This window comes from Ferrimicrobium sp. (assembly GCA_022690815.1).
In the GTDB taxonomy this organism is placed as follows: Bacteria; Actinomycetota; Acidimicrobiia; order Acidimicrobiales; family Acidimicrobiaceae; genus Ferrimicrobium.
Genome location: JALCZJ010000035.1, coordinates 1 through 24,266, shown reverse-complemented (window position 1 = coordinate 24,266; position 24,266 = coordinate 1). Strand labels below are relative to the sequence as shown.

Below are 24,266 nucleotides of genomic sequence, written 5' to 3'. Positions count from 1 at the left end.
TATTGTTCGATATAGCCCGGATTATGAAGGACTCCATAGATGTAGGTGAAGAGATCATCCTTGGTGAGTGAGGCATCAGAATAGACACCCTGAAATTCGTTCAACGCTTCGTCGGTGATGTTATCGACCCGTCTGATCTCCGGCTCTCCTCCATCAAAGAGGGCACCTTTGCTGCTATGAGTTTCGTAGCGATAACGAGCAAAGACGTGGGTATTCATCAGGGTTTGCAAATCTGGTGTTACGTCCGTGGCCAGAACCGCAAATCGTCCCGCGCCTCTCCCACTTACCACTATCGCTCGATTACCCTCGTCTCCCTTTGGATACAACCTTGGCAGCTGATACTGTCTCTCATTCACGTGTCTATCGAAATAAACCCACTGTTTGAAAAAGGGGCGGTATAGGCCAACTCGGGCACACGATGAGTTAGAAGAAAGCAGATCCGTGATTGGCGACTGTCCCCGCCGCTTCAGTTCGTCTTTCAGTCCCGTCGACCAGCTAATCTTCGCCTCATCCCCGATTACAAAATCGTCGACTGAAGAAGGTCGCTCCTTCCTATAGCGTTCTACTTCTGAGTTAAATACCTCAATCATTGAGCTCATGTTCGATAGTAGGACTTTTCGTGAGGAGTTGTAGGTCCAGGAGTCACGATTTGTTATTAGGCCATTTGAATCTACGGCGAAAGCTCCGGTCTCAGACTCGGTAATCGTTACTGGAGTGAGCTTATACCAGCTTTGGTCACGTTGATTGACCCAGTCGTGATGTTCATTGGGTATGATCCGTGTCCACTGAATGTTTGAAACCGATTTGAACTCGACAAGTTTCGCAAGTTTGTCCTCTCGGCTCAAGTAGTCACCGATGTCATGGTAGAAGATACCTCGTGGTGCATCGTCGTTCGTCCCTCCTTTGATCAGGGTCACTACCGTTACCGGTACTCGGCTGGCCCCGCCGAAGATCTTGCCTCCCTCCTTGACTGATTGCTCTCCGCTGGTCGTACGCTGATTCCCCCTCAGATCTAACACATAGACGGCGTCGAACTCGTCTTCAAAGCTCGCTCGTACTCCTTGGCCAGAGCCTCCCCGCAGCCAACCGCCGTTGGTCACAAAGCAGACGATGCCAGAATCCCCTATACGGTCTGATGCCCAACGAAGCGCACGGATGTAGGAGTCGTACAGACTTTTGTTGAGAACTGCACCAGACTTAGTAGCATAGGTTTCACGAACTCGTGAATCGAGGTTCGGATATCTCAGATTCTTAGCGTTATCGTTTTCGCTTCCTTGTCCGATGGAGTACGGCGGATTCCCAACGATGGCGGTAATTGGAGCATGTCGTTGGGCCTCGATACGCTCGGAGTTGGCCTTAAAGACCGTCTCCCCCATATCCGGGTGCGATTCGTTCAGCTGAAAGGTGTCAGTTAAGACGATGCCGTTAAAGGGTTGGTAGTTCTCGGCCTGGACCATCGCGTGATAGGCAGACTCGATGTTGATTGCTGCGATGTAGTAGGGCAAAAGAAGGATCTCATTGGCGTGAAGTTCACTCGCATACTTGGCAGGCAAAGATTCCTCTAGGAGCCCAAGTTCAATCAAGCGCACCAGAAAGCTCCCGGTCCCGACGAAGGGATCGAGAACATGGACGCCTGAGTCTTTGAGTTCAAGGCCGAAGTAGGTCTGGGTGAGCTTAGCAACAGATCTCAACATGAAGTCAACGATCTCAATCGGTGTGTAGGCGATCCCCATGCGGTCAGTGGTCCGCCTGAGAGCCTTGTTGAAGAAGTTCTCATAAAGATCCTTGACGAGTTGTTGGCGCGCGTCCTTGGTCTTTGCAGCTTGCGCGCGCTCCCTGACCGAGGCATAGAAGCGCTCAAGATCCTTGGCCTCTGACTCAGTGCCCTCCTCGTCGATGAGGTAGGCGACGACAGCATCGAGTGACTTTGACACCGGGTTCGAGTTCGCAAAGTCATAGTTGCCAAAGAGGGCATCAAAGACCGGCTTGGTCACCATGTGTTGGGCAAGCATCTCGATTGTGTCGTTCTCTGAGATACTCGGGTTGATGTTTTCACGTAACGTCTCGACAAGGCTCCCAAGGTTATCGGCAAAGACGCTTGATCGATTCTTGGCCTCCTTGATCCGGGTCTGATAGGTGCCAGCGAGTACCGCGACATCCTCGGCCCATTGAGGCCAGTACCTGGTACTGGAGAGTCGCTTTGAGAGCTTGGCAAAGATGGCGGTCTCGATGTGTTCTGGCCACAGCCTTGCCTGAGTGTTGATTTCGGTTACAGTCTCCTTGTGGGTGCTATCGGATTTTGCTGCATCGCTTCCTATCCCGATCACGTTGATCTTGCGACCTGCTGGATTCCCTAGATTCAAGGTGTTGATCATCGCCTCGAAGCGCTCATCGTGGGCCTTTAAGGCCTGGAGGATCTGCCAGACGACCTCGAAGGACTTGTTCCGATCGAGTGCCTCATCAGGGTCGACGTTAGAGGGGATGACCACTGGGAGGATCACGTAGCCAAAGCGCTTGCCCTCGGCTTTGCGCATTACCCGACCCACCGCCTGGACGACATCAACCTGGGACTTACGGGGTTGTAGGAACATGACGGCATCAAGGGAGGGTACGTCGACTCCTTCAGAGAGGCACTTGGCATTGGTGAGGAGTCGGCACTCCGCAGATGACTCTCTCAGCCAGTTGAGATCACCATTGCGTTCGAGTGCACCCATCGTGCCATCGATGTGTTTGATCTCGACATCAGGCAGGTTTCGACTGGTTCCGATCCCTTGGAGTTTGGCCTGGGTAACGACATCGGTGAAGGTCCTCTGAACCTGCTTGGATCCATTGATGGTGTTCATAAAGATGACCCCGGTCTTCATCGGGTCTGGATCGTTGGCGAACTCCTCCTGGCTATCGCTGATCTTGGCGAGTCCCATCCAACAGGCCAACAACTTTGCAGCGTCGTCGAGTTTGATCTCAGCGCTAGTATCGGTGAGAACGGAGTGTAGGGTCTCGGCGGCATAGGCCTCGTCAATCGCCAGAATGACCACCTGGTAATCGGAGAGCAGTCCTCTCGCTACCGCGTCACCAAAGCCAAGGCGATGGAACTCCTTGCCAAAATGGGCCTCGTTGTCCATCGAGTAGAGGATGACCTCGGCCTCGGTGGCCTTGGATTTAGCCCGGTCTCCGTAGACCTTCGGAGTTGCGGTCATGTAGATGCGCCGTCTGGCTCGGATGCGCTCATCGTCATGGACGAGCACAAAGGCAGAGTCATGGGTCTCAGAGGAGACTCCCGCGGTTCGGTGCGCCTCATCACAGATGATGAGATCAAACTCCGGGAACCCGAAGTCTCGCTGGGCTTCTTCGATCACTCCCAAGGACTGATACGTTGAGAAGGTGACATACATCGGCTCGTGATCGCCTTGGGCGCGAGCTCTTTGGCTCGCGATCTCGAGGTGAGCGCCTAAGCGTTCTGGCTTGGTGGTAGCTGGTAGGGCGATGTCAAAGGTATAGCTATCCTCGGAGTCCCGGGTGACCTCGTTATCGGAACAGACTGCGAGACACTGGAGTGGCACCTCAGACTCACGGGTCCACTCTTTGAGCGCTTGGGAGAGAAGAGCGATAGAGGGGACAAGAAAGAGTACGTGACCACCGCGTCCGACTACCTCCTCCGCGAGCCGGAGGGAGGTGAAGGTTTTGCCGGTTCCACATGCCATAATGAGCTTTCCTCGGTCGGCTTCGCGAAAGCCCTGCTTCACGTCGTCGATTGCCGCTCGCTGATGTGGCATCAGGCTTCGAGCCGAGATTCTGAGGAGCCTGCCAGGGATCATGGGATCGAACTTGGACCAGGCAATCGGTGACTCAAGGAGATCAGATAGTCCAACCCTTTGAACCGGGGGGCGCTGGTCTTTTAATGTATTGGTCGCATTGGCGTTCCAGTGGTCGGTGGTCGCGATGATTAACCGTGAGGTAAAGGGTGCTCTCGATGATGCGGAGAGAAAGCTGTCGATGGCGGGTTTTGTGACACTTCGCCCGGCTGCGATGAACTTGCACTGAATCGCGCACACGCCACCATCTGCCTCGATGCCAACAAGATCGATTCCGGTATCACGCTCTCGGTCAGGCCGATCAGGCCACTCCATCCAGCTAAAGACCTTCTCGAAGCGCTGTGAGAACATTGGGTCGGTTTGTAGGTAGGTCTGCATCATCCGCTCGAAGGCGGTCCCCTGTTGAGAAGTGCTCGCAGATAACCGGGTGAGCTTCTCGAGAAGATCTGTTAGGTTCATGGAACTACTGTACTCGACGATCCAGGGGTTGTCTTGGGCAGGTATTGGATGTGGCCATGGCTATAGTCGTTGTGACTCGCGTTCGGAGTGAAGGTGATGTGTCAGTGCTTTGGAAGTAAAGGGAATCAGGTTCAGGACATACTGGCGCGGATTTGAGACCCTTGGCGTAAGCTCATAACTGACAACCGGGATGGTCGCCTGCATACCCGTGTCCCTTTGCGCAGATAGTTGCGGTAATATTTGCTTGACACCTCCAGTCTGTAACTTTCGCAGCAGATTAACTGGACTACTGTTCGAGTTAGGCGTAGATCGACAAGGTATGGTCAAGGTACCATTCTCATAGGTCATCTTGTCGAAGTCCAAAATCTTGTCGTGCAGTCCAATAGCGGCGTTGATAGCCGTCACGACTGATTCGGATTTGAACGCTTGACTGGCTGGATCTGCCTCGACGGATTGGTCAGTAGCAGACAGACCGCGGGCAAGGTCGGCTCATTTGCCAGCGCACTCAGCGGCCAACTCATCGTGGTAGGAGTCCGCAAAGTTCTTGATCGAATCGTCGCCTGAGTGACATTGCAACCGATAACGGCGCTTGAGCCCGGCCACCCTCTTCTTCAGGCCGTCCTTTTCACTGTCTTCTGAGAGTGCCTTGTGGTCGAGAAGCAGGTTGGCTAAGTTGTCCCTCACCCTGTCAGCGTGGCGATCGATGTGAATCTGTCGTTTGTAGTCAACAACCCCTTCGATGATGAGACCCATTGTTGCATGGTCCTCTGGGGGCACGGAGTAACCCAGAAATATGTGTTTGTGGCACTTTGCAGTGCACGCAATGCTTGTCGCCAGAACTCGCGAAGAACGCGGTTGTGAAGGTATTTTGACGTTGTCGCTGATGGTGGGACTATGAAAGGGTACACGGCCGGGAAACCGCTTGGCGGTGTCATAAGTCGGGTCAGTCGCTTGACTCTTGAACTCTCGTATATTTGGAGATTGCTGTAGCGTGGCACCGCTGTCATCGCCATCGTCCCAGTACCAAGGAATCGAGCCGTGCAATTTAAGGAGGTGAACGTATTCACAGGCGGCACCTCACTGGGGGTCATGATTTAACCCCCTGCGTGGGTTGTCGTACCACTGTATGAAGAATCCCCCCTGCACACTAGGTTCGGCGACAGGGGTGGTTGCTGATCCAAAATGGTGTCCACATCTACACCAAGCCACCATCCTTGCGTTTGCACAGCAGCCTCAATGAGATTATCGTAGTTGAAACTGTGGACGGTGGCTTGGCGGATATGCCAGGTCGCGATGAGTTTTGCCAGCCATTCTGGTTCGCGTTCCTTCAGCGCCTTATTTTCGCAAAAAGTCAGGATTGCGCTAATCTTCTGGCTCACTCTGAGAAAGGCTAAAGAGCGCTCTAGATTCGTATCGGGCGACAGATAGGACTGGTCTTCTGCCAAGCGAGACAACCACTGTTCAAATCGCTCGCCACCGCTAGGTTGGACCTCCTCGCCAAGTTGTTTGCCAACTCGTGCAAGAATAGGCGCTAGTAGATCAGCGGCCAGTGGGAACGTTTCGTTGACGGCCTTAGAAAACCCGGCACCAAGGATGAAGACATCCTTCCTCGTTGGTGGCGATAGCTTTGTCATTGGATCTTCCCGCGACTCGCCTGATCAGTCTAGATGTTGGCACCGCCAGAGAAAAGGCAACATCCCCATCGCCACAAGGCAGCCGTTCGAAAACTGCCTTGCGCAGTCCTGCCATACTGGCGGTGATGCGAATGCGCGCATCGCCCCAGGGTCAGGCACATGTTCATGATGCCTTCGCTGAGTAGAGTTCGCTGAGGATCGCTGCGGCGGTCTTTTGGATCCGCTCGGCACTCATGCGGATCTTGGTGATGGCCTCTGCGGAACCGCCGGCCCACAGGGTGACATAACCGAAGGTATAATCACCAGAGTCGATTCCAAGGGCTTGGCAGATTACATAGGCGGTTGATTCGGCCTCGAGTTCGGCCAACTGGCGATCGTGTTCGTTCTCGTGCAAGAGTGCGTGGGTGAGTTCATGAGCTAGGGTCTTGACCCTTTGAGTGCCCGAATTGGCGGCCTCGACCTGGATGCTTCTGTCCTGGTGCCGACACAGGCCGTTGACTCCGACGGGGAGGGATGATTCTTGGACACTAAAGCCATGAGCGGCCCCAACGTCGGTGAGTGCCTGATAACACCCGGCTGGTTCTTGTCCGTCAAGTTTGATGCAAGCCTCGGGGAGATCGTCTCCTTCGGTCTGTGCGATGTCAAAGACTGGGACGTAACGAAAGCCATGCAGGCTCCTGGATTCTGGGTCATCATCTTTGGTTGTGTCGCGGTAGATGAGGGGAGCTACGATCCAGATCGCCTTCTCGCCTCGCATGACGTGCCTACCCAGCCCTAACCATGTGCGAAAGCCCGCGACCTTCGTGGCGGTTGGACATTGTTGGGCGATGAGCATGGTGTTGTTGAAGCTGTAGTCATGAAATCGGCTCTGGATGCGGAGATAGTCTCGCCAGGCAGATGAGCTCGCGAGATTGGCTATCCCGTCGGTCAATTTGTTAAGCAGGTCTACGTGATCGTGTGTCTTTACCATGATTGGCTCCTTCCCTCATTGGTTCATGTGTTGCACCCGCGCAACCGAAACACAGGCATGGCGAAATAGCCCCGGAGCGCAGCGGAGTACACTTCAGGGCTTGGAGCTATGCCGAGGCTTCGGTAGGGTGCAAGAACACATGGGCCGATGAGGGAAGGAGGGTAAGGTAATGCATTGCACAGTGACGCGAGCTTTACTCATTGAGACGCATCGACGGGGGTTCTCAATCACCGTTGGCTGATCCGATACTGGTTAGTACCCGGCGCCATGTCGGGTGCGATGGCGAGCGCTCGACCGAATAGCTGGCCCTGGTTGTCATATGCGAGCCGCGAGCCAGGAATTCGCGCCATGGGGTAGACGGTCGGGGGATCAACGCGTGCGTGGGTGAGAGATGGTGGGTGAGTCTCTCACACGGCTGAGAACGGACCCGTCAGGCGCGGAGCGATAGCTCGAAGCGCCTGACGGGTCCGGGACTTCTCTTGATGGTTGTATAGAGATTCCTAACACACCCGACTGAGGTTCAGTCTCGATTGGAGGGGGCTAGAATCCTCCACGGGTCGAGCAGGCTGCACCGACGACGAGGAGACGATAGCTGAACTCTACCAAGCCTCTCATCGCGGACGCTTTCTCGACCTTTTCCTATAGCCCCGATAAGCCACGTCTTCTTGTCCACGAGTCACGCGATAGAACACGCGCTGGTCGATTGCTAGATGTAGTGGTTCTGGAAGGCACACAGAATCGAGAAGTGCGAAACGGAACACTCCCGTGCCGGTGTTGGCGTTGTCGGGAAACTCGTGCTGAAGCTTGCGACACGTCTCACGAAGCTGTTCAGCAGATCCTTTGGCGCTTTGCTCTCTCTCGATACCAAGAATGATTGAGCAGTCGACACCATAGTTCAAGTACTGTTGATAAATGCTCAGAACATGGCGGATCAACCGAACCTGCCCTTCCGTGAAACTGGCCGAGAGCCTAATGTCGCTCTTGGCAGCCCCCATAAGCGCTTGAACGTATGAAGCGTTCGGAGCTGTGGTGAAGCGAGAAACTATTTCTTCGAGATCAGCTTGCCTTGCCTTTGGCGCATTCGGCCAGATCTCGGATTGCTCCACGCTACGCCATCGTGCTATGGCTTCGCGGCAGATGGCTGACGGCATCGACTCCTTCTTAAGGGCGCGGTACAACGCAGAACGACTGAGGCCAAGGGCTTTCGCTGCTTCAGTTATTGAACCAAAGGTGCTTACTAGATCGAGCTTGTAGCTCGTGGGGTTCCATAGAAATGAACGACTCATTTCCTGCCTTTCTATTGATTCGCCACTATCTCCCGATAGTGCTGGTTGACTTCTCAATGTTGCCTGACTGATATCTGGCTTTATACAGTTGTCCATTTTTACTCCTTTATTTTTAGTGATGATTACATGGGGTCGCGATCAGCATGTTCTTATTGCAATCGTTTGTCTCCTTTCTCTTCATTGGAGTGTTAGTAAGATGGCCGTGAAAATTTTTTTCCTTAGTTCAGGAGTTTCTTAGAAAGGATTGTGAGCTGCTGATATGCCGAACACACCGTGGTGGCAACATGCTGAACAGTGGTATTAGTTGGTCGTCCCAGAATTTGTCCCAGTTGGCACAAATGCGGGACGGTATCCGACGGTTCGTTGTGGAAAGTTCAGATACAGTGGCAGTACCGGCAAATGGTGCCGGTGGTTATCATGCCCAGAATGGGTAGATGGGAGAAGAAGATATGGCGAGTTTTCCACTTGCAACGGAAGGGTTGTTCATCAGTATGGCGCCTGCTGTGGCAAACATGGACGCGAGTGCAGGCAAGCAAAAATTCTATCGAGGACAGGCAGATTACATCTATCATGTCGCTTGGCACTCATCGTTTGGCTCTGCGATGTTATCGGTCAAAGTGGCTGGAGAGCCGCCCGTTATTCAACCTGGTAGTCCGGTCGAACTAGAGGGCCTCTCTGTTATGGAGTGGACCAATAGTGAAGGTGGTCACGGCTTAAGCTTTCGAGCAGCGGCAATTCGGCCCGTCACGACCACGCGAGTATCGCGTACCACTACCGGAGGTGACGCGTGATGCAAGGTAATGAGTCACAACTCCAGCGAGATGAGTGGAAGGGTGCGAAACCTTGGCCGGAGATCCTCGCTGGCTTAGTCGTGATTAGTGTCGGTATCGTTGGCTACGTCATCTGGTACCAGCTCAGCACGATGTCAACCCTTCTCGCAGACGTGGTAACGCTGATCGAGATAGCGATAATCGGGATCCTGGCAGTGCGATTCCAAGGATGGCTTCAAATTTGTCGGTGGATGCTCTGGAGAAACCGGCTTTACTCAGCCTGTATAGCCTCGGGCGATGCATCGCTCTCCAAGAGTCCTCCAAAGCTACGACGAGTCACGAAGGTTCCCGGTGGTTGGGAGCTTGACGTCCGATTGCGCAAGGGTACCACCCAGGCAAGCCTCGAACGAATCAGCGACTCGTTGAAATCGTCGTTCAAGGTCACAGACGTGACTATCCACCGTGGTGATCGCGGTGATCGCTCATCCATTCATGTCCAAAAGAAGGGCCCCTTCGGGGGTCCTCCTCCAAGTGTTCCTTCGAGCTTTTTTCAAAGGATTCTGAGTCGCGATATCGGGTCGATTCCGATTGGCCTAGACGAACGTGGTCGCGAGATTAGCATGAGACTGCGCGCCGGTGGAGTTCTAGTAGCTGGGCTTCCGGGTTCAGGCAAGAGCAATATGGTACATCTCCTCGTGGCTCACAGCGCGGGCATTGCTGAGGCAAAGGTCTACCTAATCGATCCAAAGCGTGTGGAACTGGCTCGCTGGAAGGCTCGTGCTACCCGATTTGGAACCAGCCAGGAAAATGCCATTGACATCTTGGGTGAAGTAGTCGTTGCAATGGAGCAGCGTTACCAGAAGCTCGAACGCCTCGGTGCGCGCAAGGTAGAGATTGACATGGGACCGATGCTGGTAGTCATCGAGGAGGTTAGCGCACTTCTTGTCGGACAACAGGGCAAAGTCATTGAAGAGCTTCTTCGTCGGGTGATGATGATGGGACGTGCGGCGGGTGTGTTGGTCGTATTGGTTGCCCAGCGACCCGGAGTTGATACGATTCCAGCCTCGCTTCGAGACCTTGCGGAGACACGGATCGCCTTTCGAACCTCGACTTCCGACATGTCCGATACCATCTTGGGTCGAGGATCGGCCTCCAGGGGTTTTGATGCCTCGAAGATCTCCGCAGACACTCGAGGAGTTGGATATCTCTCCTCTGGCGATGGAGAGGTTACGCTTATGCGCTGTTACTACGTCGATGACAAGACTTTGGCAACGTTGCAGGACCAAGGGTGCTTTCTCTCCCCCGACACTGGAGAGACGCGCTAATGCAAGGGTTGTCACCGGACTTTCCTATGGATGAGATCATAGAGCGCTATCGTGATCCCAAAGGGGTTCGGGAGTTGCACGCCAAGGCTAAGGCCGTCGGCTATTGCGCTCATCCGATCTTCCTGCGTGCTTCGGGCACCATCGATCGTCGCTCGACAAGGATCTCAGCTGAGGACTATGCCGATCGAATCGCTCGGCCCTGTGGTAGCCGTCTCAAGGAGTACTGCGAAGCCTGTAGCTATGTCTACTTTGGAGATTCGTTGGCGATCGTGCGCACTGGTCTCATCGGCGGTAAGGGTGTCCCGGAGGCCGTTGCCACTCACCCAAAGGCATTCCTCACCCTTACCGCGCCCTCGTATGGGCCAGTGCACACAGCGAATACTCGCTGTCACCCAGGCGAAGAGGGGACTTGTATCCATGGTGTCTCGCTTCGGTGTGGGATCGAACATGGTTGGGATGACCCAATCATTGGTGCACCGCTTTGCTACGAATGCTTTGACTCGGTCGGACTGATCCTGTTCAACGCACACATTTCGAAGCTATGGGACTACACCTTGATCGAGTTGCGTCGGGAGCTGAGCCGGATTGTTGGTCAAGCAGTCCGGATCGGCCAGTCGACGGTCCGCCTGGAGTATCTCAGAGTCTTTGAGCTCCAGCGCCGAGGAGCACTGCATGCTCATGTGATCTTGCGACTCGATGACGCCTCTAGTTTGAGTGCGGATCCGTCATTGGGAATCGAGGAGCTGGTGCGCTCGGTCGCTGGAGCTATCCCCCGGGTCAAAGTGATGGCAAGTGTTGGTGACCACGCGCTTGCCATCACCTGGGGACCCCAGAGAGATCTACAGGTCATTGGCCACGACGAACTCGACAAGGTGGCGCTCTATGTAGCAAAGTATCTGTCCAAGGAGATTGGCCTAAGCTTGGGTACGTCTGGTGCATACGTTGGGCCGTCACATCTCGTTGAGCTAAGCCATGTGACAGGTGAAATGATCGCACAACGGCGCTACCAGGGACTGATCGGACGACGCTCAGCGAGGTCGCTTGGCTTTAGTGGTCACCTGCTGGCAAGTTCCAGGCGCTTCTCGGTGTCAAGGACCACCTTGGCCAAGATAAGGCGAGAGTTTGCAATCGCCAAACGCGTAGCCGCCGGCGAGGAGCTAGATAAGCACTACGCCAGCGACCGAGGCTTTACCTACGATGGGCGTCATTGGGCAAGTGCTGGAGATGCCTGGTTGGTAGCCCAGGAACGACGCAGCAGGGAAGAAGCGCGAGCAGCGGGAAAGGAGGTGAGTCGTGAGGAGACAGGATAGGACTTCATCGCCGCTCCTGACGGTCGAGCAGACAGCCTTGCTGTTGGGGATCTCGCCGTCAAAGATCTATCGGAGCATTGGACGAGGGGATTTTCCGCTGAAGGTTCTTACCATCAACGGGCGAGTCCACATCGTGCGTGTTGAGGTTCTGCGGCTGATCAACGGGGAATAGATACGGGGTGGTCGTTAGGAGAGAATCTCTCCAATTGCCTCAGCAGCTCGCTTGTCCTCATCAGAGACGACATCGGTATAGTGGCGGCTCATGTGGGTCGTGGACCATCCCATGCGAGCCTGTTTCTGACGCTCACTTACGAGCGCATCCAAGAAGGTTGCTGCAAAGTGTCTGAAGGAATGCAGGTGGATGTCTTTGGGGATCGCATGGTCGGATCGGAACTTGGCAAAGTTCTTCGAGAACACATCAGGATAGGGTGGCGTTGCACAACCGGGATCGAAGGAAAAGAGGAAGGCATCGTTATTGAGTTCGAGATCACATCGACGAGCGAGTTCAAGTTGTTGGTCACGAAGCTTTCCCATCAGATCAAGGGTTGCCTGATCGACGAAGAGCTTGCGTACCGAGACAGCGGTCTTTGGAGCCTTGACGGTGACTCCTCCACTACCGATTACTACCCCCTCGTCGACGCGTAGCTCTCCGGTCACAAAGTCGATGTCATTGAATCGGAGTGCTGCGATCTCACCCCTTCGCATACCGGTGGCAATGGCAAGACGACAGAAGGCATAAAGGCGTACGTCACCGGAGGCCTCAAGCGCGGCGAGAATCGTCTTGACCTCTGACACGCTTGGTGCGCGCACTGGGTCACGCCGAGGAGTCTTTGGACGCTCAGCACCTGAGACTGGGTTTGAGATGACGCCGTTGGACCACTTGCCGGCAAGCTTACAGGATCGATGCAGTATCGCTCGGATCTGTCTGATCCCAGACTCACCGAGACCTCCATCTGAGAGTTTGCGAAAATACTGCTCTACCTCATAGATGCCGGTAGTGCTGATCGGATGGGTCCCGATATCGTCTTTGATGTATTTGTTCCAGAGTTGTTGATAGGTCATCTTCGTCTTTGGAGAGAGATCCTCCCACCCATTAGCCTTCCAAGCCTCGATCGCCTCGTTGAAGGTGGTGCGCTTGTTCCACTTGGTGCTCTCTATGATCGGAGCTGGCTCCTCGTCGATAAGGAGTAGCTGGCGCGCCAGTTCACGCTCGGCATCACGCTTTGATCCTATAAAGGTGGAGTAACGATGCTTGACCTTGCCACTTGCATCTCTCCCGACAAAGATTCGTAGCTCCCAGACGTTGGGCTGTCTTCTGAGGCGAATCGATCCTGCCATAACCACCCCCTGTGCCAAATGTTGGGTTTTCTGTTGGGTTAGTGGAGATCATAGCAGAGACTACATTGGGATTAAGCCTCTGAACTGGGATAATAAGCGCGCTCGGAGAGATTCGAACTCCCAACCGCCTGATCCGAAGTCAGGTGCTCTATCCGTTGAGCTACGAGCGCTTGACCTACATGATAGCCAGTGGGACGGTGTCTGGTGCGATTGGGCAAGGGAGGTCACTCGATCCCATCAGGTATGCATCGACATGGTGGGCAACCGATCTGCCTTCGGCAATCGCCCAGACGATGAGCGATTGCCCACGACGTGCGTCGCCGGCAGCAAAGACTCCTTTGATCGAGGTCTCGAATCGATGGTCAACGTCCAGCGTGCCTCGCGCGGTAGTGGCTGGGACAAAGTCCTGATCGAACATCGAGAGGTCTGGCCCGACGAAGCCCATCGCTAATAAGACGAGGTCGGCACCGATCCGCTCTTCTGAACCCTCTATGCGGGCGAGCCGACCAAGGTGATCGATCTGAACTGCCGTTGTGACGAGGCCGGTCACCGCACCAGCGGAGTCGGCCTCGAATCGCAAGGTTTCGCGTCCGAAGAGGCGGGATCCCCCTTCCTCGTGGGCCGAGGAGATGCGAAAGAGCAGAGGGTGCGTCGGCCACGGCGCGGTTGCTGGACGTGTATCCGAGGGGCGAGGCATGATCTCGAGCTGGATAACGTTGGTAGCTCCTTGGCGCAGCACGGTGCCGAGGCAGTCCGCTCCGGTGTCGCCCCCACCGAGAATCACCACTCGCTTGCCGGTGGCCGTGATGGGAGGTGTGATGGGCGGATCGTGGAGTGCACGGTTTGCATGTGGTAGGAAATCCATCGCGGACAAGATGCCCTTGGCTTGGCTCCCTGGGATGTCGATCGTGCGGGCCCTGGTAGATCCAAGCGTGAGAATAACGGCGTCAACGTCTGCTCTAAGCTTGGCGAGGCTGATATCGCTTCCAATGGTCGTGTTCGGCCGAAATTCGACTCCCTCTTCGTCGAACTGGGCCAGGCGACGGTCAAGCACCGTCTTCTCCATCTTGAACTCGGGGATGCCATAACGCAAAAGACCTCCGATTCGGTCGGCGCGCTCAAAGACGGTTACTTGGTGTCCAGCTCGAGCCAGTTGCTGGGCGGCTGCAAGCCCGGATGGGCCTGACCCTACGACAGCTACCTTGTGGCCCGTGGAGTGCCCTGGGCGAACAGGCCGGATCCATCCATGGGCGAAGGCGGTCTCGACAATGGATTTCTCGATGAACTCAATCGTGACCGCTTCACGATTGAGGGCCAAAACACAAGCACTTTCACAGGGTGCTGGACAGAGCCTGCCCGTAAATTCAGGGAAGTTGTTCGTCGCGTGGAGCCGTTCTGATGCACTTGCCCACCGATCAAGGCCCACCAGTTCGTTCCATTCGGGTATCAGGTTCCCAAGGGGACACCCTTGATGGCAAAATGGGATACCACAGCCCATGCACCGCTGAGCCTGGACGATCCCTTCTTGTGCCCGGATATCGCCGTAGACCTCGTGCCAGTCATTGAGGCGTTGCGAAACTGGCCTGCGCGCCGGATTCTTACGGTCGAATTTGAGAAAGCCTCGTGGGTCGGCCGGCATCAATAGCCTCGATTCATAGTAGTTACAGCGATATGAGAACCTTGACGTTGGCGCGCTCGTTCTTCGAGGACGACACGCTTGAGATCCTTGGGATAGACGCAGACAAAGCTGCGGTGCCAACGTTCCATCATCTGGAGGATGGAGTTAGCCTTCGCCGAGTCGGTATATCGACGGTGGCGTTCCAGCAAACCTTTGACGACCTCAAGCTGCTCCTCGTCGAGCGGATCGAGGTCGACCATGTCCTGGTTAACTCTTGCACCTACACGCCCGCCTGGATCCCACAGGAAGGCCAGCCCACCTGACATGCCAGCGGCGAAGTTACGTCCGATGCTGCCTAAAATGACGACAACACCCCCCGTCATGTATTCGCAACCGTGATCGCCAACACCCTCGACAACTGCGGTTGCACCTGAGTTGCGGACCGCAAATCGTTCTCCCGCTCTGCCATGCACGAAGAGTTCACCCTTTGTCGCCCCATAGAGAGCGACGTTCCCGATCACGATCGCCTTCTCAGCGACGCTGCCGATACGCATCGGTGGTGTGACAACCAGTCGGGCACCGGAGAGGCCTTTGCCGACGTAGTCGTTGGCATCGCCGTGTAACTCCATGGAGACGCCCGGGGGCGCGAAGGCGCCAAAACTTTGGCCGGCAGAACCATCGAAGCTCAGCCCAATCGTGTCGGGAGCCAACAACTCAGCTCCAAAGCGTCGGGTGACGAGATCGCCGAGTGTGGCGCCCACCGCCCGATCGGTATTGGAGATCCGATAACGATGTCTGATGAAACCTGGCTTCCCCAGCTGCGGTTCGATGTCGCCAACGATCCGCTGGTTGAGGCTGGCAGTGAGGATATCTTGCGCCGACTCCTTGCGAAATCGTCTTGGTGCGTTCTCCTGAACGTAGGTCAGGCGATCGAGTCCTAATCGTTGTGCCTCTGGAGTATCGATTGGTACGAGTAGGTCGGCGCGACCGATTGCTTCGTCGAGGGAGCGCATACCAAGTGCAGCCAGGTAGCTGCGCACCTCTTCGGCAATATAGTGGAAAAAGGTCTCGACAAATTCAGGTTTCCCCGCAAACTTGGCCCTCAACTCTGGATTCTGTGTGGCGATGCCGACCGGGCAGGTATCGAGATGACAGACGCGCATCATGATGCAACCAGATACGACGAGTGGCGCGGTGGCGAACCCGAACTCCTCAGCCCCTAGGAGTGCTGCGATGATGACATCGCGGCCTGTCTTGAGCTGGCCATCGACCTGCACAACGACGCGGTCGCGGAGGCCGTTGAGGACGAGGGTTTGCACCGTTTCTGCAAGACCGAGCTCCCATGGTCCGCCTGCGTGTTTCAACGAGGTAAGCGGTGCGGCACCGGTACCGCCGTCTCCACCGGAGACGAGTATGACATCAGCATGAGCCTTCGCGACGCCCGCCGCGACCGTACCAACACCGACCTCGGAGACGAGCTTGACATGAATGCGAGCGCGGGGGTTGGCCGATTTAAGGTCGTAAATTAGCTGTGCGAGATCTTCGATTGAATAGATATCGTGATGTGGTGGTGGCGAGATCAGGCCGACTCCTGGAGTCGAGTTTCTCGTCTTGGCGATCCAAGGATAGACCTTCTCTCCAGGTAGCTGCCCCCCTTCGCCAGGCTTGGCCCCTTGGGCCATCTTGATCTGGATATCATCGGCATTACTGAGGTATTCGATCGTGACACCAAATCGGCCAGATGCGATCTGACGGATCCTTGATCGTCGATCGAGACCGTCGGCGGTGGGGAACGCTCGCTCCGGGTCTTCGCCTCCTTCGCCGGTATTCGATCGAGCACCGAGATGATTCATGGCGATGGCCAGCGTCTCGTGGGCCTCCTGTGAGATCGATCCATAGGACATTGCGCCGGTCGAGAAGCGAGCGATGATCGACTCCTTGGGTTCGACCTCTTCGATGGGGATCGGGGACACTGCATCGGTTGCGAGATCGAGTAGGCCTCGTAGGGTGTTGGCTCGTCGACCTAAATCGTTGACGAGTGAGGTGTAGCGACGAAAGATGTCCTCGCGTCGAGCCCGTGTCGCGTGTTGGAGGAGGAAGACGGTCTCCGGGTTGAACAGATGATATTCACCGTCACGGCGCCACTGATACTGCCCCCCAGTTTCGAGGTCTTGGTGGACAAACTCCTCCCGACGGTCCGTATACGCCCGACGATGGTGTCTGGCGACGCCCGCGGCGATTTCAGCGAGGCCCTGCCCCCCCATCGGGGACCGAGCTCCTGGGAAGTATTCATTGACGACGTCGTCGCTCAAACCATAGATCTCAAATACCTGTGCCCCGGTGTAGGAGCCGATGGTGGAGATCCCCATCTTTGACATCACCTTGACGATGCCTTTGGTTGCTGCCTTCACGTAGTTACGGACCGCGACGCGCGGAGCGATGTCAGTGAGCACCCCTTCGCGGATGAGGTCGACGATCGAATCGAAGGCCAGATACGGATTTACTGCCGCGGCACCAAAGCTGATGAGTGTCGCGAAGTGATGCACCTCTCTGGCATCACCACACTCCACGATGAGGCCAGCCTGCGTTCTGAGTTTGGTGCGAACGAGATGGTGATGGACGGCCGAGACCGCAAGGAGTGAAGGGATCGGAGCGAGCTCCCAGTTGGCATGGCGATCTGACAGTATCACCACGGCATAGCCGTCTCGGATGGCCTCCTCGCAGGCGTTGCGAATCCCACTCAGCGCTTTGCGCAGGCCCTCTTCCCCCTCCCCAACTGGGTAGAGGATGTCGATGACCTTTGCGTTGAGATCGGGATATTCCCCGTCTTCGTTGATATACATGAGCTTTGCGAGATCATCGTTGTCGATCACCGGGTGTGGTAGACGAATCTGGCGAACCGACGTTGCAGATGGTTCGAGAAGATTGCGTTCTGGTCCGATCACCCCTTCGTAGGAGGTGACGAGCTCCTCACGGATGGCGTCGAGCGGTGGATTCGTGACTTGGGCGAAACGTTGATAGAAGAGGTCAAAAAAAGGTCGTGCGAGCGGTGAGCGCGTCGCGAGTGGAGTGTCAGCTCCCATGGAGCCAATGGGCTCTTGGCCTTGGGTGGCCATCGGGGTAACGATGAGACGAAGCTCCTCCTCGGTGTAGCCGAAGAGCTGTTGACGCTGGACAACCGATCCGTGTTGGGGAACCAACATATAACGTGGTGGAAGCGAGTCAAGTGAGACCTGATGTTCGTTCAGCCACTCTCCCCAGGGCGCCAGCTGTGCTAGCGACTCTTTCACCTCAGCATCGTCGAGGATCGCGCCTTTGGAGGTGTCGACCAGGAAAATCCTTCCAGGTTCGAGCCTCCCACGCGTAACGACGGACGTAGCGGGGACGTCGATGACCCCCGCCTCGGAGGCTAATACTACCAGGCCATCATCGGTGACCCAATAGCGTGCGGGACGCAACCCGTTACGATCGAGAACTCCACCAACCAGTGATCCGTCGGTGAAGATGACTGCCGCTGGCCCATCCCAGGGCTCCATCAACGAGGCGTGGAATCGATAGAAGTCGCGTATGGTGCCCTTCATCGTGATGTTGCCCTCCCACGCTTCTGGGATCATCATCATGATGGCGTGAGGAAGCGATCGTCCGTGGAGTGCTAACATCTCGAAGACGGCGTCGAGGGATGCCGAGTCAGACTCGTCGGTGGCAACAAGAGGAAGCGCATCACCAAGCTCGCCCTCGATGAGGTCGGAGTTCAGCAGCGATTCTCGGGCTCGCATCCAGTTGCGGTTGCCATCGATGGTGTTGATCTCGCCGTTGTGGGCGATCATACGGAATGGTTGGGCAAGCCTCCACGACGGAAAGGTGTTGGTCGAGAAGCGGGAATGCACCAAGACGATGCCCGTTGTTAGCCGATCATCGGTAAGGTCGAGGAAGTAACGTTCAACCTGGGGAGCCGAAAGCATTCCCTTGTAGATGAAGGTTTTTGACGACAGGGAAGGAAAATACAGCTGGGGGATCGTATGTTCAACGCGTCGACGCAGGAGCCAGGCTTTGCGCTCGAGGCGTTCGTCGGTGGTACCTGCATCATCGCCGAGGAACAACTGCACCATGGCAGGTTCAGAGGCCCTTGAGCCCGCACCAAGGATACTGCTGTTACGGGGGACTTCCCGCACGGCAATCACGTGCCATCCAGAATCGGCGAGGAGGGCATTGAGCTGATTGAGCAGAACCGATCGGTCGCCATCGATGAAGAGAAGACCAGTGACATAGGCACCTTGTGCTGGGAGGTCATGATCGAGGCGCCAGAACAGGTCAGGATTTTGGATCAGAATGCCCGCTCCGTCTCCGGTATCGGGATCAGATCCTTTGGCACCACGATGTTCGAGGTTCACGAGGGCCCCAAGGCCCATCTGGATGAGCTGGTGTGAACCTTTGCCATGAAGGTCGGCGATGAAGGCGATCCCGCAAGCATCGTGCTCTGATCCTCGTGGGTACAGTGGTGGCAACGGAGTCGGTAACACCTGGCAGTCCTCTCTCGTGTTGAACGACGGAAGGGACCCCATTGACCCGTGGTCCATCCATCATAGAGTTTTCTGGCCTCAGACCGACCGTTTGGGTCCCGGCTGATTGTCCGAGCGCTATCGTTTCCAGGATCACCGCTGTACCACGGCCATGAGACGTCGGCTGTGGCCTGATTCTTCGCCACCGACCGACCAAGAATAGGCATTTCAGTTGTTTTGGTGCCTTGAGAACCTACACTGATTCGATGTGCAAGGCAGTGTCGAGGTTAGGCCCTAGGTGTCGACTCCGTTACTAGGAGCCATTTTTGGCTTCGACCTCGTTGATTTGGTGATTCTTGCGCTTGTTGCTTTTTCTGCAGCTCGGGGCTTTAAGGTAGGCGCAACCATCCAACTCGGTTCCTATATCGGGTTCTGGGTCGGCTTGCTGGCGGGAGCGATCATTGCTCCCTATGCGGCGGCACCGCTGCCAGCAGGGATTATCCGCACCTTCGTCTCGCTCGTGATACTGTTCGGACTGGCTTCGGTCACGTCTGCTCTTGGCCGGAGCATCGGCAACAGATTGAGTGGACGGCTTGATCGATTCCATCTCGGTCCAATCGATGCCGGTGTCGGCGTCGTCGTCTCGGTGCTCGCGACGCTGCTCATTGTATGGATCGTCGCGGCCTTGGCGTTAAATGCTCCGTTTGAGGCGCTCTCGGCAGAGGTCTCCGGTTCAAAGATCGTCCAATCGCTTGACGACATTCTCCCACCTGCGCCAAGTGTCTTCGCGCGAGTCGATTCGCTCTTTTCGACAGCAGGCTTTCCTCCAGTTTTTGCTTCGATTCCGCCGGCCCTCGCGGGCCCAGTTCCGTTGCCGTCCAACGCGATGGTCAAGACCATCGAGGCGAAGGTCTCCTCATCGGTTGTCAAGGTTGAGGGGCTTGCGTGCTCTGAAATCCAGGAGGGCTCCGCCTTTGTGGTGGCACCCGGTTATGTTGCCACCAACGCACACGTGGTTGCGGGTGAGCCAAATACCTATGTGATTCAAGATGGCTCACAGCTCCCGGCGACTGTGATCTGGTACAACCCGCATCTGGACTTGGCGGTTCTCAAGGTTCCCGGCCTCAATGCCCCAGTGCTACATTTCGATACGCAGGTGCAATCTCGTGGCACCCAAGCGGTGGTCCTGGGATACCCAGAGGGTGGACCGTTGACCTACGGATCCGCGGGGGTCATGGCAAGCTTTGATGCAACTGGACGAGACATCTACAACCAGGGTCTCACTACCCGCTTGGTATATGAGATCGATGCCATCGTGCGACCAGGGAACTCGGGGGGTCCACTTGTGAACTCGGCTGGCCAGGTGCTTGGCATTGTGTTTTCACGTTCTACGACGAATAACTATGTCGGTTTCGCAATTGCCGCTCCAGAGGTTGCCAAAGAGGTGCACGAGGCTCTCACTCGACCCCAGCATGCGGTCTCGACTGAGGGCTGCGTTCCCTAGACACTCGTTCTTGTGTGAAGCTAGGCTACCTATCATGGCTGAGCGCATCGCAGACAACATCATTGAAATTGACACGCAGCTCGGTGGCTGGGAGCATATTACGGCTGGCTACCTTGTCACTGGGGAAAGTCCAGTCTTGATCGAAACCGGTTCTCAGAGTAGTGCACCGTTGCTACTCGCCGAACTTCGTGCCCTTGGCGTCAGCGCCACCGATCTTGCCGCTGTCGTCGTTACCCACATTCACCTCGATCACGCGGGTGGTGTCGGGGATGTCGCCCGTGCGTTTCCGAATGCCAGGGTCTATGTCCATCCCAACGGTGCTCGTCATCTTGCGGATCCGACGCGGCTGATCAACTCGGCGGCGATGGTTTATGGGCCATTGCTTGACTCACTGTATGGCCGCCTCGACCCTACTCCAAAGGAACGTATTGTTGCCGTGGAGGAGGGCGAGACCATCGAGGTCACCAAGGGGCTTCATCTCGAGGCATTGCTCACACCTGGACATGCAAAGCATCACCTTTCGCTGTGGCACGAACCAACTGGGACGATGTTTTGCGGAGACGCGGTCGGGGTCAAGCTACCAGAGGTCGGGGTGCTTTGGCCTGCCACCCCTCCGCCTGACTTTGACCTTGCTCTTGCAACGCGAAGCTTGGATGCGATGAAGTCGCGCTCGCCGTCACACCTCGCGTTTGCTCACTATGGTCGCTTTGCCAATGCCGTTGAGATTCTTGAGGAGGGTAAGGAGTTGCTTCGTGATTGGTGCCGGGTGGCAGAGGAGGCGCTGCATACTGGTGTCGACATCGAGACGGCCCTCGAAGCGGCCTTCGTGCCAGGGCTGGCGGAGCTAGACCCCGCGGCGAGGGATCGTCTGTTGACCCTGAGTGGGGTACACGCGAACGCAATGGGAATCGCCCGATGGCTCTCTAAGCGTGATGACCTTGCTCAACCTGGAGGTGATCAGGGCTAACTACAGGTTGGTGGCGGAGGGAGTGGGATTTGAACCCACGGTACCCTTGCGGGTACAGCGGTTTTCGAGACCGCCCGATTCGGCCACTCTCGCATCCCTCCGAGCCGAAATCAGTTTATGGGTAAGTCAGCTGTGTCGGCGCCGTTGGAAGAAGCTTTGCAAGAGCGCCGTCGACTCCTCGGCTAGAACATCGGGTACGAGGTCAATCTCATGGTTGAGACGAGGGTCGACACAAAGATTGTAGAGCGAGCCACAAGCTCCCGCTTTCGAGTCTCGTGCACCGAATACAACCCGTTGCACCCGAGCGAGCAAAAGGGCGCCTGCGCACATGGCGCACGGCTCAAGGGTGATGTAGACCTCGGCAGCGGTTAGGTAACGATCACCAACCTGCTGGATGGCTTGGTGGAGGGCGATGAGCTCGGCATGAGCGATTGCACTGTGCCTTGCCACCGTTTGATTGTGAGCTTGCGCGACGACCTGGTGATCGATTACCACCACAGCTCCTACGGGGACTTCGTCGAGCTGATCGGCCTCCTTGGCGAGGTCCAACGCGATGCGCATATAAGACTCGGTAGACGTCACTGTCGAGTCTCTCCAAGCTCATCGAGTGTCGCCAAGACCCATTGCGCGTAGTCAGGGGTCAATGCATCCAGTTTGCGTGCGACGATTTCAGGGGTTACATAGTTGTGCGTGGATCTGATGGCTTCGGTGAGATGAGTCAGTTCCGAGGTCAACGTCAGGGCCGTGATCACATACTCGGTCGCATCTCGCCAAGCACCATCCCAAAAATAACGACTCTGGCATCCCGTGTAAATCTTGACACATGGGGTGTGGCCGGATTCGACCAAACGATCACGAATTCGCAGGCTTGTCAACTCGTCATCCGTGGTCGTCATGACCTCGACTAACTCTCTTGAGGGTGTTGTTTGCACACCACCATGGTACGGCGTTCATCGCAGCCAGCCGACAGGGAGGTAAAGCAAGGGCCTCGAACACCCTGTCACGAGGTTCGATCGCAACTGGGCACGGCGCTGCTGCGAATTCGGTCGCTTGTCGGAGGTATTGGTGAGACGATGGGCCCGCTGCCTTGGCCGATAAACTAGTATGTCTGCTGCTGGCGCTCGTAGCTCAACGGATAGAGCATCTGACTACGGATCAGAAGGTTGGGAGTTCGAATCTCTCCGAGCGCGCCACATTAGTCCAGTTCAGAGCCACTATCCTCTAAGCGCTCCAAGAACCGATTTGCGTTAATGTCACGAAAATGTCACAATTGGCTATGCCCAAAGGTTCTGTCACTGAAATGAAGCCCGGTGTCTACCGGTTGCGCGTCGATGCAGGGGTGGATCCCATCACTGGTAAGCGTCGACAGGTATCCAAGGTTATTCATGGTGGTAAAAGACAAGCCAACGATGAGCTCCGTCGCCTCATCGCAGAGGCGGAGTCAGGAGTAGCCACCAACGCCAAGCAAACGGTCGATGAGTTGGCTAAGGACTGGCTTGATTTTAAACGAGGTGAGCTCTCACCAAAGACCATCGAGCTCTATGACCAATGCCTGCAACGCCACATCTCGCCAGCCCTTGGTCGTCGAAAGGTTCACACGCTCACCCCAAGGGATCTCGACCTGTTCTATGGAGCCTTAGCCGAGAAGGGCATGAGCGCCTATGGGATCCACCAAGTGCATGCGACCATCAGAGCCGCACTCTCGCAAGGAGTCAAGTGGCAGGTGATCCCCACCAACGTCGCCTTGATCGCGACCCCTCCCAAACTGCCAAAGCAAGCACCTCGTGCCATCACCCCACAACAGCTCGGCGACATTATCGCCACTACCACCCAACGCTATGACGCCTCACTGGCGAGATTCTTCACCCTTGCGGCCCTCACGGGTGCCAGAAGAGGGGAGATCCTTGGTCTTCGACTCTTTGACCTTGACTTAGCCAACGCGCGCCTTAGTATCACCCAGTCGGTGATCAGCCTCAAAGGCCAAGCGTTGGTCAAGTCGACCAAGACCGGTCAACACCGCAGCATCTCACTCGATCAGGTCTCACTTGATATCTTGTGTGCCCAACGAGATCAGGTGATGGATAGGGCTCAAAAGGGAGGCTTTACCCAGGTCGAGAACCCGTACTTCTTTGCCGCCGATCCAACGGGTGAGCGTTGCATCCACCCGGACTGGCCAAGCCATGTGTTTCGCAGGGTCTGTGATGAGCTCTCAATGCCCTTTCACCTTCATGAGCTCCGTCACTTTGCAGCAACCCAGCTCATTGCCGCCGGTGTTGACCTGCGTACCGTCGCTGGTCGTCTCGGCCATAGCGACCCTGCCATCACTATGCGCATCTATGCCCATGTCGTGGAGGCCAAGGATCGAGAGGCCGCCGACAAGCTTGGCGCCATCGTCCAAGGAGCAGCCCGCAATACCTGAGCGCTGCTAGCAAGCCAGAGCCAAGAACCGATTCGTCCCTCTTGGGCAACGATATCGCCAACACCCAAACCACGTGTCTAGCATTCGGTCAGCGACAGCGCCAATAACCAATGCCCACGGCACCCATCACGGGCTATCTCCGTCTCTAGCCAGATACGGTGCCGATGATCGCCCGCCCTTGGTTCACCATCTCATAGGGTCTCATAGGGTATAGCCCCCGGGCTACGCCGGTGTGACCCAGTTACCTGGGTCCCGCGAGTGGGGTAGGTGACCTAGTGTCCCTAATCAAAGTTGCGCTGTGAAACGGGAATTTTCAATATTTGGCCCCCGTCGAACCCATTGTACATCTACTCTC

Annotated in this window: 18 protein-coding genes and 3 tRNA genes; 8 read left to right on the top strand and 13 right to left on the bottom strand. The window is 56.0% G+C overall.

The features are described from left to right. From MP439_09735 to MP439_09710, 6 genes are all read right to left on the bottom strand, one after another. On the bottom strand, positions 1 to 4,271 hold a 4,271-nt coding region (locus MP439_09735; GenBank protein MCI2976338.1), incomplete at its 3' end, for a DEAD/DEAH box helicase family protein. A gap of 60 nt (positions 4,272 to 4,331) precedes the next feature. Then, positions 4,332 to 4,475 carry a hypothetical protein gene (locus MP439_09730; GenBank protein MCI2976337.1) on the bottom strand — a complete coding sequence of 48 codons (144 nt, stop codon included), beginning with the start codon at positions 4,473 to 4,475 and terminating at the stop codon, positions 4,332 to 4,334. Between the two features lie 285 nt (positions 4,476 to 4,760). Continuing rightward, on the bottom strand, positions 4,761 to 5,048 hold the full coding sequence (locus tag MP439_09725) for a hypothetical protein (GenBank protein MCI2976336.1): 288 nt from the start codon (positions 5,046 to 5,048) through the stop codon (positions 4,761 to 4,763). 317 nt (positions 5,049 to 5,365) lie between these two features. Beyond that, the gene (locus tag MP439_09720; GenBank protein ID MCI2976335.1) at positions 5,366 to 5,905 is read right to left on the bottom strand and encodes a hypothetical protein; all 540 of its coding nucleotides are present in this window, start codon (positions 5,903 to 5,905) and stop codon (positions 5,366 to 5,368) included. 163 nt (positions 5,906 to 6,068) lie between these two features. Continuing rightward, complete coding sequence (locus MP439_09715) at positions 6,069 to 6,875, bottom strand: ArdC-like ssDNA-binding domain-containing protein (protein ID MCI2976334.1); 807 nt, start codon at positions 6,873 to 6,875, stop codon at positions 6,069 to 6,071. 611 nt (positions 6,876 to 7,486) lie between these two features. Then, positions 7,487 to 8,257, bottom strand: coding sequence for a hypothetical protein (locus MP439_09710; protein MCI2976333.1), 771 nt, complete (start codon positions 8,255 to 8,257; stop codon positions 7,487 to 7,489). A 338-nt stretch (positions 8,258 to 8,595) separates the two neighbouring features. On the opposite strand from MP439_09710, the gene MP439_09705 reads away from it, so the two are divergent. Genes MP439_09705 through MP439_09690 form a run of 4 tightly spaced genes read left to right on the top strand, consistent with a single transcriptional unit; the run spans position 8,596 to position 11,738 of the window. Continuing rightward, positions 8,596 to 8,952 carry a hypothetical protein gene (locus MP439_09705; protein MCI2976332.1) on the top strand — a complete coding sequence of 119 codons (357 nt, stop codon included), beginning with the start codon at positions 8,596 to 8,598 and terminating at the stop codon, positions 8,950 to 8,952. Continuing rightward, positions 8,952 to 10,256 (top strand): AAA family ATPase, encoded by a 1,305-nt coding sequence (locus MP439_09700; protein ID MCI2976331.1) that lies wholly within the window; start codon positions 8,952 to 8,954, stop codon positions 10,254 to 10,256. The genes MP439_09705 and MP439_09700 overlap by 1 nt, the downstream gene beginning before the upstream one ends. Continuing rightward, positions 10,256 to 11,566 (top strand): hypothetical protein, encoded by a 1,311-nt coding sequence (locus MP439_09695; protein ID MCI2976330.1) that lies wholly within the window; start codon positions 10,256 to 10,258, stop codon positions 11,564 to 11,566. The genes MP439_09700 and MP439_09695 overlap by 1 nt, the downstream gene beginning before the upstream one ends. Beyond that, positions 11,550 to 11,738, top strand: coding sequence for a helix-turn-helix domain-containing protein (locus MP439_09690; protein MCI2976329.1), 189 nt, complete (start codon positions 11,550 to 11,552; stop codon positions 11,736 to 11,738). Before MP439_09695 ends, MP439_09690 begins: the two co-directional genes overlap by 17 nt. Before the next feature lie 14 nt (positions 11,739 to 11,752). Here MP439_09690 and MP439_09685 read toward each other — a convergent pair whose 3' ends face one another. The 4 genes from MP439_09685 to gltB all read right to left on the bottom strand — a co-directional run bounded on the left by MP439_09685 (position 11,753) and on the right by gltB (position 19,042). After that, positions 11,753 to 12,904 carry a site-specific integrase gene (locus MP439_09685; GenBank protein ID MCI2976328.1) on the bottom strand — a complete coding sequence of 384 codons (1,152 nt, stop codon included), beginning with the start codon at positions 12,902 to 12,904 and terminating at the stop codon, positions 11,753 to 11,755. Between the two features lie 97 nt (positions 12,905 to 13,001). Continuing rightward, positions 13,002 to 13,074 (bottom strand) — tRNA-Arg (locus MP439_09680). A gap of 5 nt (positions 13,075 to 13,079) precedes the next feature. Further along, complete coding sequence (locus MP439_09675) at positions 13,080 to 14,543, bottom strand: glutamate synthase subunit beta (protein MCI2976327.1); 1,464 nt, start codon at positions 14,541 to 14,543, stop codon at positions 13,080 to 13,082. Continuing rightward, positions 14,543 to 19,042: a glutamate synthase large subunit gene (gene gltB, locus MP439_09670; GenBank protein ID MCI2976326.1), complete on the bottom strand. Its 4,500-nt coding sequence runs from the start codon at positions 19,040 to 19,042 to the stop codon at positions 14,543 to 14,545. The genes MP439_09675 and gltB overlap by 1 nt, the downstream gene beginning before the upstream one ends. A gap of 277 nt (positions 19,043 to 19,319) precedes the next feature. On the opposite strand from gltB, the gene MP439_09665 reads away from it, so the two are divergent. Further along, the gene (locus MP439_09665; GenBank protein ID MCI2976325.1) at positions 19,320 to 20,525 is read left to right on the top strand and encodes a MarP family serine protease; all 1,206 of its coding nucleotides are present in this window, start codon (positions 19,320 to 19,322) and stop codon (positions 20,523 to 20,525) included. 34 nt (positions 20,526 to 20,559) lie between these two features. Further along, positions 20,560 to 21,492: an MBL fold metallo-hydrolase gene (locus MP439_09660; GenBank protein MCI2976324.1), complete on the top strand. Its 933-nt coding sequence runs from the start codon at positions 20,560 to 20,562 to the stop codon at positions 21,490 to 21,492. An 11-nt stretch (positions 21,493 to 21,503) separates the two neighbouring features. On the opposite strand, the gene MP439_09655 is transcribed toward MP439_09660, so the two are convergent. The 3 genes from MP439_09655 to MP439_09645 form a co-directional block, all read right to left on the bottom strand. Further along, positions 21,504 to 21,593: transfer RNA gene (locus MP439_09655), tRNA-Ser, on the bottom strand. 25 nt (positions 21,594 to 21,618) lie between these two features. Further along, positions 21,619 to 22,074 carry a tRNA adenosine(34) deaminase TadA gene (tadA, locus tag MP439_09650; protein ID MCI2976323.1) on the bottom strand — a complete coding sequence of 152 codons (456 nt, stop codon included), beginning with the start codon at positions 22,072 to 22,074 and terminating at the stop codon, positions 21,619 to 21,621. Then, positions 22,071 to 22,388 (bottom strand): divalent-cation tolerance protein CutA, encoded by a 318-nt coding sequence (locus MP439_09645; GenBank protein MCI2976322.1) that lies wholly within the window; start codon positions 22,386 to 22,388, stop codon positions 22,071 to 22,073. The genes tadA and MP439_09645 overlap by 4 nt, the downstream gene beginning before the upstream one ends. Positions 22,389 to 22,609: 221 nt before the next feature. On the opposite strand from MP439_09645, the gene MP439_09640 reads away from it, so the two are divergent. Further along, positions 22,610 to 22,685, top strand: a tRNA-Arg gene (locus MP439_09640). A 107-nt stretch (positions 22,686 to 22,792) separates the two neighbouring features. Then, entirely contained in the window at positions 22,793 to 23,911 is a 1,119-nt protein-coding gene (locus MP439_09635) for a site-specific integrase (GenBank protein MCI2976321.1), read from the top strand. Positions 23,912 to 24,266 lie beyond the last annotated feature (355 nt).